This window comes from Pseudomonas sp. NPDC079086 (assembly GCF_044542155.1).
GTDB lineage: Bacteria > Pseudomonadota > Gammaproteobacteria > Pseudomonadales > Pseudomonadaceae > Aquipseudomonas.
This window is the reverse complement of the sequence record NZ_JBITTY010000002.1, coordinates 691,231-707,888: the sequence shown is the minus strand read 5'-3', so window position 1 is coordinate 707,888 and position 16,658 is coordinate 691,231. Positions and strand designations below refer to the sequence as shown.

Below are 16,658 nucleotides of genomic sequence, written 5' to 3'. Positions count from 1 at the left end.
AAATCTAACTGTGCTCGTGCGATGGCAGCGTCTGACGTTACAGGTGCTGCTGTTGCGGTGAGTAAAAACGCTTAAACCGCCTCAGAACGTTGCATCAGCGTACGCTGGCGCCATTCCATAAAGGTTTTCAGCAGCAAGGTCAGCAGTGCCATACAAGCCAGCAGCGCTGCAGCGGTAAAGGCGGCGGCAGGTTTGTAGTCGTTGTTCAGCTGGTCGACCAGCAAGGGCAGGGTCAGGGTCTGGTTGATGATGGTGCCGGACACCACCGACACCGCACCAAACTCACCGACGGCGCGGGCATTGGTCACCACCACGCCATACAGCAGTGCCCATTTGATTTTCGGCAGAGTGATATGGCGGAAGATCTGCCAGCCGTTGGCACCCAAGCACAAGGCGGCGGTTTCTTCATCCTGGCCCTGGGCCTGCATCACCGGAATCAGGATGCGCGCCACATAAGGCGCGGTGACAAACACCGTGACCATGACGATGCCCGGCCAGGCAAACATCAGCTGCATACCGTTATCGTAAAACCAGCGACCCAGCGCGTGTTCCAGCCCATACACCACCAGGTAGCAGAGCCCAGCCACTACCGGTGATACCGCGTAGGGAATGTCGATCAACGTGGTCAGTAGCTTGCGTCCACGAAAGTCGTAGTGGGTCACGCACCAGGCCAGCAGGATGCCGAACAGCATGTTGATCGGTACCGTCAGTGCCGCCACCAGCAGCGTCAGGCCAATGGCGTGGAGCATGTAGTCCTCGCCGAGGTTGCCCCATAGCAACGCCAGACCGCCCGAGAAGGCTTTGCTGAAAATCAGCGTCAGCGGGACCAGCAGAACCAGTGTTACCAGGCTTAGGCCCAGGCCGATCAGCAGCCATTGGTGCCAGTGTTGAGTTTTTTTCATTTGCCTTGCCGTTGCCATTTGAACAGGCGGCCTTGTAGCACTTGCAGACTGAACAGCAGCACCAATGAGGCCAGCAGAATGACCGAAGCAATTGCCGCAGCCGCTGGGTAGTTGAACTCTTGCAAGCGGACGAAAATCATCAGCGAGGAGACTTCGGTTTTAAACGGGATATTGCCGGCAATCATGATCACCGCACCGAACTCACCGAGGCTGCGGATAAACGATTGCGAGGCCCCGGTGACCAGCGCCGGAATCAGGGTTGGCAGCACTACATAGAAGAATGTCTGCAGACGATTGGCGCCCAGGGTGCTGGCAGCTTCCTCGTAGTCTCGGCCAAGGTCCTGTAGCACCGGTTGTACGGTACGCACCACAAACGGCAGGCTGGTAAACACCATTGCAATCAGGATGCCTGGGTAGGCATAGGCCAGCTTGATGCCCATGGGCGCGAGCCATTGTCCCAGCCAGCCACCGGGCGCGAGTAGGGTGGCCAGCGTCAGCCCGGCCACCGAGGTGGGCAGGGCGAAAGGCAGGTCGATCAATGCATCCACCAGGCGACGCCCAGGGAAGTCGTAGCGGGTGATGATCCACGCCAACAGCAGGCCGATCAGCACGGTGGCGATGGTGGCGTAGAACGCACCACTGATGGTCACCTTGTAGCTCTGCACCACGCGTGGGTCACTGATCGCTCGCCAGTACTGCGCCCAGCTCATGTCGCTGACATACAGCAACAGAGCCGACAGCGGGAACAGGATGATCAGTGAAATGTAAAAAGTGCTGAAGCCAAAACTCAGACCGAAGCCCGGCAGCAGCGGGTTTTGCAGAAAAAAGCGGGGTGTCTTAGGCACACATAAATCCCTGAAAGCACAAGCCGCCGTAAAGACGGCGGCCTGATTGTTACGTAAACCGGTGGCGCTTAGCGACCCTCGGCCAACAGTTGGTCAAGGATACCATCGGCATCGAAGTGCTTGGCAGTGATCTCGTCCCAGGTGCCGAGTACTTCGGTTGGGTTGATCAGGCGAATCTGCGGGAACTGCGCTGCGGTAGCCGCCACCACTTCCGGGTTGTGCACACGGTAGTTGTAGGTGGTCAGCAGCTGCTGGATATCCTTTGTGTACTGGAAGTCCAGGTAGGCTTTGGATACCTCGCGGGTGCCTTTCTGATCGACCACTTTGTCGACCAGCGCCACCGGGAATTCGGCCAGCACGCTAACCGGCGGTACGACAATTTCGTATTCGCCGGATTTGAATTCTTCACCATTGGCGATGTTGACCACTTCCGATTCAAAGGTCAGCAGCACATCACCTTGGCCATTCTGGGCGAACGCCACGGTGGCGGCGCGGCCACCGGTAGGGAAGTTTTCAACGTTACGCAGCACCTTGCCAACAAAGGTTTTGATCTGGCTTTCGTCGCCGTTGAACTGCTCGTTGGCATATAGCCAGGCGCCCAGGTAGCTGTAGCGTGCGTTACCGGAGGTTTTCGGGTTAGGGAATACCAGCTTCACGTCATCACGGGCCAGGTCGTTCCAATCCTTGATGTTCTTCGGGTTGCCTTTACGCACCAGAAACGCCGTGGTGCTGTAGTACGGCGAGCTGTTGTTAGGGAACTGCTTGGCCCAGTCTTCACGCAGCAGACCGCGTTTGGCCAGGATGTCCACGTCGGTAACCTGATTGAAGGTTACGGTATCAACTTTCTTGCCTTGGATGATGTCCTGAGCCTGGCGAGAGGAGCCGGCGAACGACTGGTCGATCTTCAGTTCTTTGCCGGTTTGCTCTTTCCAGTGGGCAACGAATTTTGGGTTGATCTCGGCAAACAGCTCACGGGCGATGTCGTAGGAGGCATTCAGAATCGGCGCGTCGTCGGCCAGTGCAGCGGCACTGCTCAGCAGACTTGAGGTAATGGCGCTGGCCAGCAGGATTTTCTTGAGCATGATGCAGACGTTCCTCGTCACAGCGCCGCTATCAAGGCGCGCAATTGAAGCCTGACCTGTTGGCCAGAATGTGGGAGGGGATACTGCACAGGTTTTTTATTCTTAAAAAGTAACTTTTAATGCTATTGATATTCGATTTGTGTCTTAGTGGTGAAGTAGATTGCGTTAGATGCGGCTGGTTGTAACGACGTGATTGGCTGTTGATTGTTTAAGCGAACTGCACCGGGCAGCGCTCGCGGCCCTCAAGTTTTTCAATCTCGCTGATGACGTGCGGCCGCGCGTGATGCAGTACCAGATGGCGCTGCTGGTTCTGCAGGCGGCGGGCTTCCTGGTGCAGCATGCTGACCCCGGCATAATCGATAAAGTTGATGTGCCGTGCATCGATCATCACCCGGCGCGCTGAGCTGCGTTGCAGCAGCTGTTGCAGGTAAGGACAGGCGCCAAAAAAAATCGACCCTTCAATGCACAGCCAATCGGTTTCACCCTCCTGCCATTGCCGCACGCGTGGCTGCGAGGTGCGCTTGAGGTAGACGATCAGCGAGGCCAGTACGCCCGCGTAGATAGCGCTTTGCAACTCCAGTAGCAGAGTCGCCAGCACGGTCAGCAGCATCACCAGAAACTCACTTCGGCTCACCCGCTTCAGCGCTTTTACAGCAGTCATGTCGAGCAGCCCCCAGCAGATCAGCAAGATGCTTGCGGCCATGGCGGGGATGGGTACGTAGGCGAACAAACGGCTGCCAAGCAGGGCAAACAACGCTACCAATAGAGCAGAGAACACCCCGGCCATGGGCGAACAAGCCCCGGCTTGCTGATTGAGTGCCGAACGGGTGAACGAGCCTGCCGATAACGACCCACCGAACCAGGGCCCGACGATGTTCGACAGGCCCTGAGCACGAACCTCCTGGTTGGCATCAAACAGCTGCTGAGATTTCTCCGCCAGCGCGCGGGCAATCGACAGGCTGGTGACCAGACCGAGCAAGCCACAGGCCACCGCTGCGGGCAGCAGTTGCAACACAGTTGTCAGGTTTAAGTCGAGCAGGGCGAAGGGGGGGAGGCGGCCTTCAAAGCGGCTAACCAAGGCCACTGAACCGAACTGCTCAGGCCAGGCCATGGCCAGCAGGCTGGCAGCGACAATCCCGATGAGTAGCGCCGGCAGCCGCGGCGATAGCCGTTTGCTCAGCAGGCTGATGGCCAGGGTGAATAGCGCGATGGTCAGGCTGCGCCAGTCACTCTCGGCCAGATGTTCACCTAGCCTGAGTAGGCTCATCAGTGCTGTGGTCTGGCTGGCGACAGTCAAACCGAGCAGGTTGGGCATCTGGCCGATGCCGATTACCAGGGCGGCGCCGAGGGTGAAACCCAGCACCACCGAATGCGAGACAAAATTCACCAGCGCGCCGAAGCGCAGCAGGCCGAGCAGCCATTGGCAAATGCCGGCCAGCAGGGTCAGCAGCAGAATCAGGGCAATAAAATCGTCGCTTGCTGGTGTTGCCATCGGACTGATGCTGCTGAATAGCACAATGGAGATCGCTGCGGTTGGTCCGCAAATCAGGTAGCTGGACGACCCCCAGAGACAGGCGACCAGCACCGGTACGATGGCTGCGTACAGACCATATTGTGGTGGCAGCCCGGCAATTAGGGCGTAAGCGATGGATTGCGGCAGCGCCAGGATGGCGCCGTTCAAACCCACCAGCAGGTCTTTACCCAGGCTGCGTTTGCTGCAGTTGGGCAGCCAGCGCAGAAAGGGCAGCAAGCTCTGGAGGCGGGGTCGCGGCATGAGTCGATTTCTTGTGCAGGCGATGGACAAAACCGCTGCAGTGCAGCGGCCCGTCTACTTTATGGAATCAAACCGGCAGGTCTAAAGCTTGGCGTTTACCGCCGCAAGGCCGTCACCGCCAGTGAGGCTGGTAACGCCCTTGAGCCAGCCGGCGACAACCGCAGGATTGGCCTGCAGCCAGGCCTTGATCGCCTCGTCGTTGCTGGCCTGCTTGCTCAGCACCTTATCCATAATGGCGTTTTCCATCTCCTGGGTGAATTTCAGGTTGCTCAGCAACGTGCCTACATTTGGGCACTGCGCGGCATAGCCTTTGCGGGCCAGGGTGTTGACGCTGCCGCTGGCACCGAAGTACTTCTCGCCGCCCTTAAGGTAGCGCATGTCGTATTGCACGTTCATCGGGTGTGGGGTCCAACCGAGGAACACCACAAACTGCTCGCGTTTTACCGCGCGGCCAACCTGCACCAGCATGGCCTGTTCGCTGGATTCGACCAGGTTCCAGTCCTTGAGGTCGAATTCGTTCGCAGCAATCATCTTCTGGATTGACTCGTTGGCCGGTGCGCCAGAGCCAATGCCGTAGATCTTTTGATCGAACTTGTCGGCATGCTTATTCAAGTCGGCAAAAGTCTTCACCCCGGCCTCATAGGCGTAAGTGGGCACTGCCAAGGTGTACTCGGTGCCGCTGAGGTTTTCCACCAGCTGTTCGACTTCGCCCGTGCTGACGAACTTGTCGTAGTTGCTTTGTTGCGCCGGCATCCAGTTGCCGAGGAATACATCCACCTGACCTTTCTGCAGCCCGGCGAAGATGATCGGCACGGCCAGAGTCTGGATTTGCGCCTTGTAGCCCAGGCCGTCGAGCAGGACGCTGGCGATGCCGTTGGTCACGGCAATATCACTCCAACCCGGATCACCCAGTTTGACCGTGGCGCAACTGGCGTCTTCGGCGAGGCTGTAGCTACTGGCGGTCAGTAACAGGCCGCCGATAAGTGCTGTGCGAAGTGTGTGCATGGCAATGTCCCCTTGAATTATTAGTTATGGATCAACGCGGCAGTGGCTTGCAATCAGGGTTGCGGGAAACGGGCGCGACGTTCGAGGTCGTCGAGATCAATGTGGTTGCGCATGTACTGCTGGCTGGCGTCGACCATCGGTTGATGGTCCCAGCTGGTCAGGGCACCGTGGGTGAGGGCGCTGGCGACGAAACGACGGCGGCGCTGGCTGGCCAGGGTGGCTTGATGAATCGCCGGCATATCCCAGCGTGCCTGTGCTTGGTTGATAAAGTCGGCCAACAGGCGCTGATGCTCGGCGGATTCGGCGAGGTTTTCGCGCTCCTGCGGGTCGTGGCGCAGGTTGAACAGCAGCAAGGGGTCAAGTTCGGAGTAGATAAATTTCCACTCGCCCTGGCGAATCATCATCAGTGGGCTGTTACTGCCTTCGGCCATATATTCGCCAATCACTTCATCGTGGCCCTGGCGGCCTTCGAGGTGGGCCACAAGTGAGCGGCCATCCAGCGGCAGGTCGGCTTCCAGCGTGCCGCCGGCCAGCTCCACCAGGGTGGGCAGCAGGTCCATGGTCGAGACGTTCTGGCTCACCCGGTGCGCATCGAACTGCTTGGGCGCATGCACCAGCAGGGGCACGCGGGCGGCCATTTCAAACCAGTGCATCTTGTACCAAAGGCCGCGCTCACCAAGCATGTCGCCGTGATCGCCGGAGAACACGATGATGGTGTTGTCGCTCAGGTTGCAGGTTTCCAGGGTTTTCAGCAGCTTGCCAATGTTGCTGTCGATATAACTGCAGGCACCGAAGTAGGCGCGTCGTGCGTCCTTGATCTTCTGCGCAGGCAGCGGCTTGTCCCATAGGTCGATGACTTTCATCAGGCGCTGCGAGTGCGGGTCTTGCTCGGCCTGATCGATGTGCTGGCGCGGCAGTGGGATGTCCTCATCGCGGTAGAGGTCCCAGAATTCGGCCGGAATGGTGTAGGGGTCATGCGGGTGGGTCATCGATACGGTCAGGCAAAAGGGCTGCTCACCGGCGTTGCGCACGTGGTCATAGATATACTGCTGGGCCTTGAATACCACCTCCTCATCGAAATCCAGCTGGTTAGTGCGCACGCACGGCCCGGCCTGCAATACCGAGGACATGTTGTGGTACCAGCTGGCGCGCACGTCCGGCTCGTCCCAGTTCACCGCCCAGCCGTAATCGGCGGGGTAGATATCGCTGGTCAGGCGTTCTTCATAGCCATGCAGCTGGTCTGGGCCGCAGAAATGCATCTTGCCCGACAGCGCGGTGCGGTAGCCCAGGCGGCGCAGGTAATGGGCATAGGTCGGCACATCGGCGGGGAAGTCGGCGGCGTTATCGTAGGCGCCGATTTTCGAGGGCAGCTGGCCGCTGACCAGGGTGAAGCGCGACGGCGCGCAGAGTGGACTGTTGCAATAGGCCGCATCGAATACCACGGCATCTTTAGCCAGGCGCATCAGGTTGGGCATCTGGATTGGTGAGCGGGCATCGTGCAGCGGCAGAATCGGCGCGGCCATCTGATCGGCCATGATGAAGAGGATGTTTGGGCGTTTCATGGCAGCCGGTATTCCATATAAAGGATTTATGCGACAGTGCTGGCTTGATCATCCGGCTAACAGAAAGCCTGGTAAACCTGCTGTCAGTACATGCATTGGATAACTTGAGCTTATGTTTAAAAGCATCGAAGGGGTGTCGCTGGACGTGCTGCGGGTGTTCGAGTCGGCGGCTCGCCAGCTGAGCTTCACCGCTGCGGCCAGTGAGCTGGGCACCAGCCAGCCGGCGATCAGTCAGCAGATCAAACGCCTCGAGCAGCAACTGATGACGCGCTTGTTTGACCGGGTCTACCGCGGCATCGTCCTCACCGATGCTGGCGAGTTGCTGCTGCGTTATGTGCAGGATGGTCTGCAGAGTCTGGATGCCGGGCTGCTGGCGGTTACCGCGCAACAGCAGCACGAGGTGCTGCAAGTAGCCACCGACTTTGCCTTTGCCGCGTATTGGCTGATGCCGCGTTTGCAGCGCTTCCATCAACTGCATCCGGAGGTGGATGTCAGCCTGATTACCAGTGAACGCGATCAGGGCGCGCTGTCAGCGGAGATCGACGTGGCGATCAACTTCGGTGATGGCCGTTTCAAAAATGCCGAAGCGCAGCTGATGTTTCGCGAAGAGGTCTTTCCGGTGTGCAGCCCACAGTTGCTCAAGGGATGCACGCTGCCCTTGCCTCCAGCAGCGCTGGCCAGCCTGCCGCTGTTGCACCTGCGTCCGGAAAATCGCTCGCGCTGGTTTGACTGGGCGGGACTGTTTCGTGCCTTTGAGCTACAGGAAACGCCGAGCCCGGGCAGCCTGCGATTCGACAACTACACCTTGCTGATTCAGGCCGCCATTGCCGGCCAGGGTGTGGCCATCGGTTGGCGGCACCTGGTGGATGAGCTGCTGGTACAGAACCTGCTCTGCAGGTTGGGCGATGAGGTGGCGCAGTCGGATATGGGTTATTACCTGGTGCTGCCAGAGCGCAAGCGTCGCCAGCGCCTGACCCAGGTGTTTGTTGATTGGTTGCAGGCTGAGTTGGCGAAATACCCATCCGCGAGCCTCCAATAACTGAGTTGGACTAAGCGCTGCAGCGATTGCTCTGCTCGATGCGGTTCTGCAGGTGATAGAGGTAGGAAAAACCCTGCTCCCAACGCTGATGCCCGGACTGCACATTGATATGTCCGGCGCCGCTGAGAATGACCACATCGCTGCCCCAGTCACGGGCCAGTTCGATTGCCCGGGCAGCACTGGCGGCAGAGTCGTTTTCCGAGCCCACCAACTGGCTGGGGAAGGGCAGTGGCTGCTGCGGTATCGGTGCGAAGTTCTGCAACGCTGCCGGGCAATTATTGCGCTGTACATCCGCCGGGGCGACCAACAAGGCACCTTGTACCCGACCCAGCAACTCGGCGGGCGCTTGAGCCGCCCAATGCGCAACGGTGATGCAACCCAGGCTATGGGCAATCAGGATGGTCGGGCGTGGATCGCTGGCGATGCTGCGCTGCAGTTCGGCGACCCAGTCTTCACGCTTGGGGTTTAGCCAGTCGGCCTGTTCCACCCGGGCGCTGTTCGGCAGGCTGCGCTGCCAGTGACTCTGCCAATGCTCGTCGGCCGATCCTTGCCAGCCCGGCACTATCAGGTAACGGATAGTTTGGTTGCGCATCGTGCGCCCTCCTGCAGATGTGAATGGCTGCAGTGTAGGGAGGACTGGCGGATATCAAAAAGAATAAGAAATTATTTGCTTATGCCTGAAATCTCATTTCTCTACGCGGGAGGATCATTGGTTTGTATATGCAAATAAGGTATATAAATGTTCTTAAACAATATTTTAAAGTATATAAGCGGCTCTCTACTATCCGCTCCACGCCCTCTGACCACGACCCGTTTTCGTCGCTCGCAGTGGGGCTATTTCAAGGAGCACTACCATGACCGCAACCCTAAAAAACCTTGAAGGTCAGGACGACGCCAGCATCCTGCGCGAGATCCAGGCTGCGCTGAATGGCCTGAAGTTCGGCTCGGTGGAAATCACCGTACACAACGGCCAGATCGTGCAGATCGAACGCAAGGAAAAATTTCGCTTGCAGGCTCCGGCCGGCAAGAACGCCTGACCCGTTAAACCAACACCGAGCCTCAAAACCCGACTGGACAACCGGAGGGTGTGAGCATGAACCGAGCAGATCAGCTCGTTCAAAACCGTAACGAGCGAAGGCTAGACAAGGCGAAATCAGGCGAGAAAGCGGAGTGTACGAGTAGTACATGAGCATTTTGAGCCGGATTTCAACGCGGTACAGCCGAGCGCAGTAGTTTTTCAACGAGTTGAACATGAGCACACACCGGTATTGCAGTGGTCACCCGCGAATGCGCTGTTGACCGCCACCCCCCTAAAGAAAAGCCAACAAACGCTCAAAAATTTTAGGAGCTGCACCATGTCCATTCGCCGTTTTGCTTTTGCCGCCCTAGCCAGCGCACTGACTATTGCCGAAGCCGCAGGCCCGGCAGCCGCTGCAGAAACCCTACTCAACGTGTCTTACGACCCGACCCGTGAGCTGTACAGTGAATTCAACACTGCCTTCAACAAGCACTGGCAAGCCCAGGGCAATGAAGCCATCACCATCCAGCAGTCCCACGGTGGTTCGGGCAAACAGGCCCGTGCGGTAATCGATGGTCTGCGTGCCGACGTGGTAACCCTGGCTTTATCCGGTGACATCGACGAGCTGTACAAGCTCGGCAAGTTGATCCCGGAGGACTGGCAAACACGCCTGCCAGACGCCAGTACGCCGTATACCTCGACCATCGTGTTCCTAGTGCGTAAGGGCAATCCCAAGGGGTTGAAAGACTGGGATGACCTTGTCAAGCCGGGCGTTGAAGTGATTACCCCTAACCCGAAAACTTCCGGCGGTGCCCGTTGGAACTTCCTCGCGGCCTGGGCCTTCGCTCAGCAGAAGTACGGCAGCGAGGCGAAAGCCCAAGAGTTCGTGGGTCAGCTCTACAAAAACGTGCCGGTACTCGACACCGGTGCCCGTGGTTCGACCATCACCTTCGTTAACAACAACATTGGCGACGTGCTGTTGGCCTGGGAAAACGAAGCCTTCCTGGCGCTGAAGGAAGAGGGCGGCGACAACTTCGAAATCGTCGCACCGTCACTGTCGATCTTGGCCGAGCCACCGGTGGCTGTAGTCGATGAAAACGTCGACAAGAAGGGCACCCGCAAAGTGGCTGAGGCCTACCTCAACTATCTGTATAGCGATGAAGGTCAACGTCTGGCGGCCAAGCACTTTTACCGTCCCCGCAACCAGGCTATTGCGAGCGAGTTCGCCGAGCAGTTCACAGCACTGAAACTGGTCACTGTCGATAAAGACTTCAACGGTTGGAAGACCGCACAGCCGAAGTTCTTCAACGACGGTGGGGTTTTTGATCAGATCTATCAGGCGCAGTAAGCAGTAGTCCGTAGGGTGGATGGCCACCCCGTGGATCACGCTTCACCGATCCACCATTGACTTGCGTGAAGGCGCTGTAGGGTGGAAGTGAAAAGCGACTTCCACCCTACAGCCTGACATTCGTTCGCAACGCGTCATTAGATCGTCGCATAACAAGCACAAGGCCAAGCCATGTCTCGTCGTACTTCCCCCGTCATACCCGGCTTCGGGCTGACGCTGGGTTACACCCTGGTGTACCTCAGCCTGCTGGTGCTGATTCCTCTGGGTGCCATGTTCGTTCACGCCGCTCAGCTCACCTGGGCTGAGTTCTGGGCCATCATTTCCTCGCCGCGGGTACTGGCAGCGCTCAAACTGAGCTTCGCCACGGCCTTCGCGGCGGCCATCATCAACGGCATTATCGGCACATTGCTGGCTTGGGCTCTGGTGCGTTACACCTTCCCGGGACGCAAGATTATTGAAGCGATGATCGACCTGCCCTTCGCCTTGCCCACCGCCGTTGCTGGTATCGCCTTGACCGCTTTGTATGCCCCAAGCGGTCTAGTGGGACAGTTCGCCACTGACCTGGGTTTCAAGATTGCCTATACCCCCATCGGTATCACCCTGGCACTGACCTTTGTCACCCTGCCGTTTGTGGTGCGCACCATTCAGCCGGTGCTGGCGGACATCCCTCGTGAGGTCGAAGAAGCGGCGGCCTGTTTGGGTGCCAAACCCTTGCAGGTGTTTCGCTATGTGCTGCTGCCGGCGTTGCTGCCGGCCTGGTTGACCGGCTTCTCGCTGGCCTTTGCCCGCGGGGTCGGCGAGTACGGTTCGGTGATTTTTATCGCCGGCAATATGCCGATGAAAACCGAGATCCTGCCGCTGTTGATCATGGTCAAACTCGACCAGTACGACTACACCGGCGCCACGGCTATCGGTGTGCTGATGCTGGTGGTCTCCTTCATCCTGCTGCTGCTGATCAACCTGCTGCAGCGCCAGATCACCAAGTCCTGAGGAGGTCGCTATGTCTTCTATAACCCTAAGCGCGTCAGCCTCGGCCAACGCGGCGCGGCGCGGTAATGTGCTCGGCCGTCGGCTGCTGATCATCAGTGCCTGGTTGGTGTTTGCGCTGTTTCTGCTGTTGCCGCTGTTTATCGTGCTGAGTGAGGCGCTCAAGCAGGGCATCGGCACCTTCTTTGGCGCAATCTTCGAAGCCGATGCGATTGCCGCTTTGCAGTTGACGCTGCTTGCCGTGGGCATTTCAGTGCCGCTCAATCTGGTATTTGGCGTGGCCGCTGCCTGGTGCGTGAGCAAGTACGAGTTTCGCGGCAAAAGTATTCTGGTGACTCTGATCGACCTGCCGTTCTCGGTGTCGCCGGTGATCGCCGGCTTGATCTACGTGTTGCTGTTCGGGGCCCAGGGCTTCTTCGGCCCGTGGCTGCGCGAGCACGATATCCAGATCATCTTCGCCTTGCCGGGCATCGTCCTGGCCACGGTGTTTGTCACCGTGCCCTTTGTCGCCCGTGAGCTGATCCCGCTGATGCAGGAGCAGGGCACCCAGGAAGAGGAGGCCGCGCGTCTGCTCGGCGCCAACGGCTGGCAGATGTTCTGGCATGTCACCTTGCCCAATATCAAATGGGGCCTGATTTACGGCGTGGTGCTCTGTACCGCGCGGGCCATGGGCGAGTTTGGGGCGGTATCGGTGGTGTCTGGGCACATTCGCGGTTACACCAATACGCTGCCGCTGCATGTCGAGATTCTCTACAACGAATACAATCACGTCGCCGCGTTCAGCGTCGCCAGCCTGCTGTTGCTGCTGGCGGTGTTTATTCTGCTGCTCAAGCAGTGGAGCGAGTCACGTATCAACCGCCTGAAAGCCAGTGCTGGCGAGGAATAAGTCATGTCGATCGTAGTATCCAATGTCAGCAAGAACTTCAATGCGTTCAAAGCGCTGAATGACATCAACCTGAATATCCAGAGCGGCGAACTGGTCGCCTTGCTCGGCCCGTCCGGCTGCGGCAAGACCACCCTGCTACGCATCATCGCCGGCCTGGAAACCCCGGACAGCGGTAGCATCGAGTTTCACGGCGAAGATGTCTCCAACCACGATGTGCGCGACCGTAACGTCGGCTTCGTGTTTCAGCATTACGCGCTGTTCCGCCACATGACGGTGTTCGACAACGTCGCTTTCGGCCTGCGCATGAAGCCTAAAGGCGAGCGGCCGAACGAGAATGTGATCAAGAAGAAAGTCCACGATCTGCTCGATCTGGTGCAGCTCGACTGGCTGGCCGATCGCTACCCCGAGCAGCTTTCCGGCGGTCAGCGTCAACGTATCGCTCTAGCCCGTGCCCTGGCGGTTGAGCCGAAAGTGCTGCTGCTCGACGAACCCTTTGGTGCTCTGGATGCCAAAGTGCGCAAGGAACTGCGCCGTTGGCTGGCGCGCCTGCATGAAGAAGTGCACCTGACTTCGGTGTTCGTGACCCACGACCAGGAAGAGGCCATGGAAGTGGCCGACCGTATCGTGGTGATGAACAAAGGTGTGATCGAGCAGATCGGCTCGCCAGGTGAGGTGTACGAGAAGCCGGCCAGTGATTTTGTCTATCACTTCCTCGGCGATGCCAACCGCCTGTATGTCGGCGACGACACCCATGTCCTGTTCCGCCCTCACGAGATTCACCTCTCGCGCTTGGCCGAGGAAGGCCATCAGGCCGGTGAAGTACGTGATATCCGCCCGCTTGGCGCGATCACCCGCGTGACTCTTAAAGTCGCTGGGCAGAGCGAGCCAATCGAAGCCGAAGTAGCTAAGGATCACCTCAGTCTGGCCAACCTCGTCCGCGGTGAAACCCTGTACTTCAAGCCCAAAGCGGGGCAGCCGGTGATTCAGCAGCGTTGAGTTCAGGCGTGTAAAACAAACAAGGAGCGCAATGCGCTCCTTGTTTGTTTTGCGTTCGGGCTATTTGCGTTGCCACTTCCCTTGTAGCTGGATGTATTGCCCGGTCGGCGTCTTGTCGATAGCTTTCTGCCCGGCAATGGCTTCTACATCGCTCACTTGAATACCGTTCTGAGCAGCCAGTTTTTGGTATTCGGCGCGTCGTGCCTGGTTGATCAAGTGGGCGATTTCGGCCGCCTGGCCGCTGCCGCTGACAACCCCCAGGTAGCCGTTGGGCATTTCACCCAATTGGCCGCTGGCTTTGGCATCGCCCAGGGCGGACATGGCTTCGTTAAGGTTCAGGGCGACTGCCGGCAGGCTCAGGCTAAGCAGCAGTAACAGGCTGGCAAGGCGTTTATAGAGATTCATGTTCGGGCTCCTTAGAACAATCCGCTGGATTCGCTGAACATGCTGTCCAGGGCTTTATCCACCTTGATATAGATTTCGTGCTCGATCTTTACATTCAGGTTGATGTTGATCGGCTCATTGGGCATCGCCAGCTGTACGGTCGGGGTGCAGGCCGTACTGAGCAGCCCCAGTAGCAGGACGGCGAAACAACTACGCAAGCGCATGGCGCTTCTCCTTGATCATGGCTCTGTCGGGGCCGTTTTGGCATTGCGTTGCAGCATACGCTGTTGCACGCGCTGCCTGATGATATCGCTGACTTTGTCGGTCAGTTGCAGGCTGGCCAGCAGAGTCGGGATGTCTTCTTCCAGGTTGATATTGAAGTGGATCGGTCGGCCCTGTTCGATGGCCGGGTTTTGTCCCTCCAGGCGCATGGCCAGCGCCAACTTGCCTTGCTGATCGTAGTTGACCTGGCTGCTCAGAGTCGTAAAGCGAAAATCCTCCAGCGATTGAGTCACCAGCTGCATCGCCGGGTTGCTGCGGCCCAAGGCGCGGATGCGTTCGGAGTGAAACTGCAAACGTCCACCTGGTTCGCGTGCGCTGAGTTGGCCTTGTTCGATGGTCACGCCCTGGCTGCCGATCTGCAGCGGCAAGAAGCCATCGAGGGTGCCTGTACCGGCTAAACCCTCTGTGGGATAGAGGATAAACAGCTGCTCAAGTTCCAGGCCCTGCACCTGTAAGGGAAACAGTAGCGGCTCGGCGGCTATGCGCCATTGCCCAGGCGCCAGTTGCAGCTTGCCGCCCATCAGCGCTGTTTCGGCCTGGCGTAGCTGCAGCTGGCCTTGGGTTGGTGTTTGCAGCGCGGCGCTGTAGCTGCCGCTGAGCTGCAGCGGGCCCAGCGGTATGCCGGGGTTGGCCTGGGCCAAGTGCAGATCACTTAGCTCAAGCCGCAGTTGTTTGGGGTCGATTTGCGCACTTAGTTTGCCGTCCAGGCCCTCCAGCGCGGTGCGGTCATAAATCCCACCTAGGCCTTTGCCGCTGAGTTCAAGTTTGACTGTGGGCAACTGCTGGTCGCTGGCCAGGGTCAGACTGGCGTTGCCATTCAGCCGGCCATTGTTCAGCTCCAACAAGGCTGGCCAGGCGCTGAAGCTGCCTTGCAATGGGTTGCCGCTGCGCAGAAACAGTTCCGTTAGCTGTGCTTGCAGGCTTAGGCCCTTGGCCTTGCTGTGTTGCGCCTGCAGTTTGAATTGCAGCTGTGCATCGTTACGCAGCGTGCCGTTCAGCTCCGCTTGCTGTTGGTTGGCATTTACGGGTCCTTGCCAGTACCAGCGCTGTGGCTGCAATTGTTTGTGTTGCAGTTGTGCACTCAGGTCGAGGGGGCCTTGCAGCTGCCAGTCGAGCAGCGCGCCTGCCGCCAGCTGGGCCTGCAGCTGCAGCCCGCTGCTGCCGGCCTTGAGTTGCTGCGCCTGCACATCCGTACTGCGCAGATGCTGCAGGCTGAGCTGTGAGTCTTTGCCGAGGGCGAAATCCAGCTGCTGTGCATCCAGAAAAGCGTCGAGTTGCAACTGCGTATGCAGCGCGCCGATCTTCCAGTCGGCCAACTGAAATGCCGGGGTGGTGGCGCTAAGGCTGCCGTCCAGCAGTTGCAAGGCCCAGGGCAGGCCATTGGCCAGGGCCAGCGTTCCCCGCAGCTCGAATTGGCTACGCCCCTGGCCCTTTAACAGCAGTTGCAGGGGCAGGGCGCGATCAACCAGTTGCGGAGCCAGGTTGTCGGGCGTTTCGGTTGCCTGGATCGTCAGCTGCAGCGCTTCGGGATACAACTCTGCCGGTACGCCACTGATAAGGTCATTGGCAATCTGCTGGAGGTTGAGGTCGGCGCTCAGGCTATCGGCCAGCCACTGGCCATCCAGCGCCTGGGCGGACAAATCGAAGCTGCCTTGCAACTGACCGAGAGCGGGAATGGGCCACGGCTCCGGCAGCTTGGCGCTAGCCTGCACCTGGCCGCTGGCTTGCTGCAGTTGCGCCAGATTAAGGGGGCCAGGTGCAAGCTGCAGTTGCCAGCTCGCCGTCAGCTGCGCTGCCGCCGGAGCCTCAGGCAGTGTGCCTGCGGCGTTGGGCAGCCATTGGCTTAGCCAGCTTTGCAGCACCGCGCTTTGCTGCAAGTCGCCGGTGAAATCGCCTTGCCAGAGTTGCCCGGAGGCACTCTGTTGCAGGCTGCTGGTGAGTTGCAGCTGCGGTTGTTGATTGATCGCCAGGCTCAATTGAAGTTTTGCCGCTTCAGGATCGCCCTGCAGTTGAGCGTGCCAGCGCAGTTGCTCCTGCTGATGTTGCAGGTTTAGTTGCGCATCAAGTTGCGTTGCTTGTTTAAGCAACTGCAGTTCGCCCAACACCCTGCAGCGCGAACCGGCGCAGGGCAGCTCGATTTGCAGTGCATCAATCTGCACGCGTTGCGGCAATAGGCTGATAACGGTGGCTAGCTGCTCCAGCGGCAGCGCAAAACCCATGCTGTCTTCAGATGCTGACTCGGGTTGAGGGGGCAAATTCAGCTGCAGGCTGGTGATCTGCACGTGCTGCCAGAAGGGTAGCGCCAGGCTGAAATCGCGCCATTGCAATTGCACCTGGTGCAGCTGCAGTGCGCCACTCGAGTGCTGCAGGCCGAGTTGCTCAAGCTGGATGCCTTGGGTGGATAGGCCAAGGCCACGCCATTCAAGGTGTTTGATCTGCTCGCGTTCAAGCAGGCGGCTGAGGCTTATATAGCCGTAAGCACCAAGCAGGGCGAGCAGTAAAACCAGGCAACTGATAAATCGCAGCCAGGTGCGCCGGCTGGGCATAA

The 16,658-nt window shown here is 58.8% G+C and carries 16 protein-coding genes; 6 read left to right on the top strand and 10 right to left on the bottom strand.

Annotated elements, in window-relative coordinates; translation table 11 throughout:
• Positions 1-71 precede the first annotated feature (71 nt).
• The 6 genes from cysW (ACIGEK_RS12855) to betC all read right to left on the bottom strand — a co-directional run bounded on the left by cysW (ACIGEK_RS12855) (position 72) and on the right by betC (position 7,170).
• The gene (cysW, locus tag ACIGEK_RS12855; protein WP_397493683.1) at positions 72-902 is read right to left on the bottom strand and encodes a sulfate ABC transporter permease subunit CysW; all 831 of its coding nucleotides are present in this window, start codon (positions 900-902) and stop codon (positions 72-74) included.
• On the bottom strand, positions 899-1,747 hold the full coding sequence (cysT, locus tag ACIGEK_RS12850) for a sulfate ABC transporter permease subunit CysT (protein WP_397493682.1): 849 nt from the start codon (positions 1,745-1,747) through the stop codon (positions 899-901). The genes cysW (ACIGEK_RS12855) and cysT (ACIGEK_RS12850) overlap by 4 nt, the downstream gene beginning before the upstream one ends.
• Before the next feature lie 68 nt (positions 1,748-1,815).
• Positions 1,816-2,829, bottom strand: coding sequence for a thiosulfate ABC transporter substrate-binding protein CysP (cysP, locus tag ACIGEK_RS12845; RefSeq protein WP_397493681.1), 1,014 nt, complete (start codon positions 2,827-2,829; stop codon positions 1,816-1,818).
• A gap of 208 nt (positions 2,830-3,037) precedes the next feature.
• Positions 3,038-4,603, bottom strand: a complete 1,566-nt coding sequence (locus ACIGEK_RS12840; RefSeq protein WP_397493680.1) for a SulP family inorganic anion transporter — start codon at positions 4,601-4,603, stop codon at positions 3,038-3,040.
• Between the two features lie 81 nt (positions 4,604-4,684).
• On the bottom strand, positions 4,685-5,608 hold the full coding sequence (gene choX, locus ACIGEK_RS12835) for a choline ABC transporter substrate-binding protein (RefSeq protein ID WP_397493679.1): 924 nt from the start codon (positions 5,606-5,608) through the stop codon (positions 4,685-4,687).
• A gap of 53 nt (positions 5,609-5,661) precedes the next feature.
• Positions 5,662-7,170, bottom strand: coding sequence for a choline-sulfatase (gene betC / locus ACIGEK_RS12830; protein ID WP_397493678.1), 1,509 nt, complete (start codon positions 7,168-7,170; stop codon positions 5,662-5,664).
• Between the two features lie 112 nt (positions 7,171-7,282).
• On the opposite strand from betC, the gene ACIGEK_RS12825 reads away from it, so the two are divergent.
• Entirely contained in the window at positions 7,283-8,209 is a 927-nt protein-coding gene (locus tag ACIGEK_RS12825) for a choline sulfate utilization transcriptional regulator (RefSeq protein ID WP_397493677.1), read from the top strand.
• A 10-nt stretch (positions 8,210-8,219) separates the two neighbouring features.
• On the opposite strand, the gene ACIGEK_RS12820 is transcribed toward ACIGEK_RS12825, so the two are convergent.
• Positions 8,220-8,801, bottom strand: a complete 582-nt coding sequence (locus ACIGEK_RS12820; protein WP_397493676.1) for an alpha/beta hydrolase — start codon at positions 8,799-8,801, stop codon at positions 8,220-8,222.
• A 262-nt stretch (positions 8,802-9,063) separates the two neighbouring features.
• On the opposite strand from ACIGEK_RS12820, the gene oscA reads away from it, so the two are divergent.
• The 5 genes from oscA (at position 9,064) to ACIGEK_RS12795 (ending at position 13,444) form a co-directional block, all read left to right on the top strand.
• Positions 9,064-9,246, top strand: a complete 183-nt coding sequence (gene oscA / locus ACIGEK_RS12815) for a sulfur starvation response protein OscA (RefSeq protein ID WP_397493675.1) — start codon at positions 9,064-9,066, stop codon at positions 9,244-9,246.
• Positions 9,247-9,564: 318 nt separating this feature from the next.
• Entirely contained in the window at positions 9,565-10,575 is a 1,011-nt protein-coding gene (locus ACIGEK_RS12810; protein ID WP_397493674.1) for a sulfate ABC transporter substrate-binding protein, read from the top strand.
• 171 nt (positions 10,576-10,746) lie between these two features.
• The gene (cysT, locus tag ACIGEK_RS12805; protein ID WP_397493673.1) at positions 10,747-11,565 is read left to right on the top strand and encodes a sulfate ABC transporter permease subunit CysT; all 819 of its coding nucleotides are present in this window, start codon (positions 10,747-10,749) and stop codon (positions 11,563-11,565) included.
• Between the two features lie 10 nt (positions 11,566-11,575).
• Complete coding sequence (gene cysW / locus ACIGEK_RS12800; RefSeq protein ID WP_397493672.1) at positions 11,576-12,448, top strand: sulfate ABC transporter permease subunit CysW; 873 nt, start codon at positions 11,576-11,578, stop codon at positions 12,446-12,448.
• Positions 12,449-12,451: 3 nt separating this feature from the next.
• On the top strand, positions 12,452-13,444 hold the full coding sequence (locus ACIGEK_RS12795) for a sulfate/molybdate ABC transporter ATP-binding protein (protein ID WP_397493671.1): 993 nt from the start codon (positions 12,452-12,454) through the stop codon (positions 13,442-13,444).
• 60 nt (positions 13,445-13,504) lie between these two features.
• On the opposite strand, the gene ACIGEK_RS12790 is transcribed toward ACIGEK_RS12795, so the two are convergent.
• Genes ACIGEK_RS12790 through ACIGEK_RS12780 form a run of 3 tightly spaced genes read right to left on the bottom strand, consistent with a single transcriptional unit; the run spans position 13,505 to position 16,656 of the window.
• The gene (locus ACIGEK_RS12790; RefSeq protein WP_397493670.1) at positions 13,505-13,849 is read right to left on the bottom strand and encodes a YdbL family protein; all 345 of its coding nucleotides are present in this window, start codon (positions 13,847-13,849) and stop codon (positions 13,505-13,507) included.
• An 11-nt stretch (positions 13,850-13,860) separates the two neighbouring features.
• Positions 13,861-14,052, bottom strand: coding sequence for a YnbE family lipoprotein (locus tag ACIGEK_RS12785; RefSeq protein WP_090252927.1), 192 nt, complete (start codon positions 14,050-14,052; stop codon positions 13,861-13,863).
• Positions 14,053-14,067: 15 nt separating this feature from the next.
• Positions 14,068-16,656 carry a YdbH domain-containing protein gene (locus ACIGEK_RS12780; RefSeq protein WP_397493669.1) on the bottom strand — a complete coding sequence of 863 codons (2,589 nt, stop codon included), beginning with the start codon at positions 16,654-16,656 and terminating at the stop codon, positions 14,068-14,070.
• Positions 16,657-16,658 lie beyond the last annotated feature (2 nt).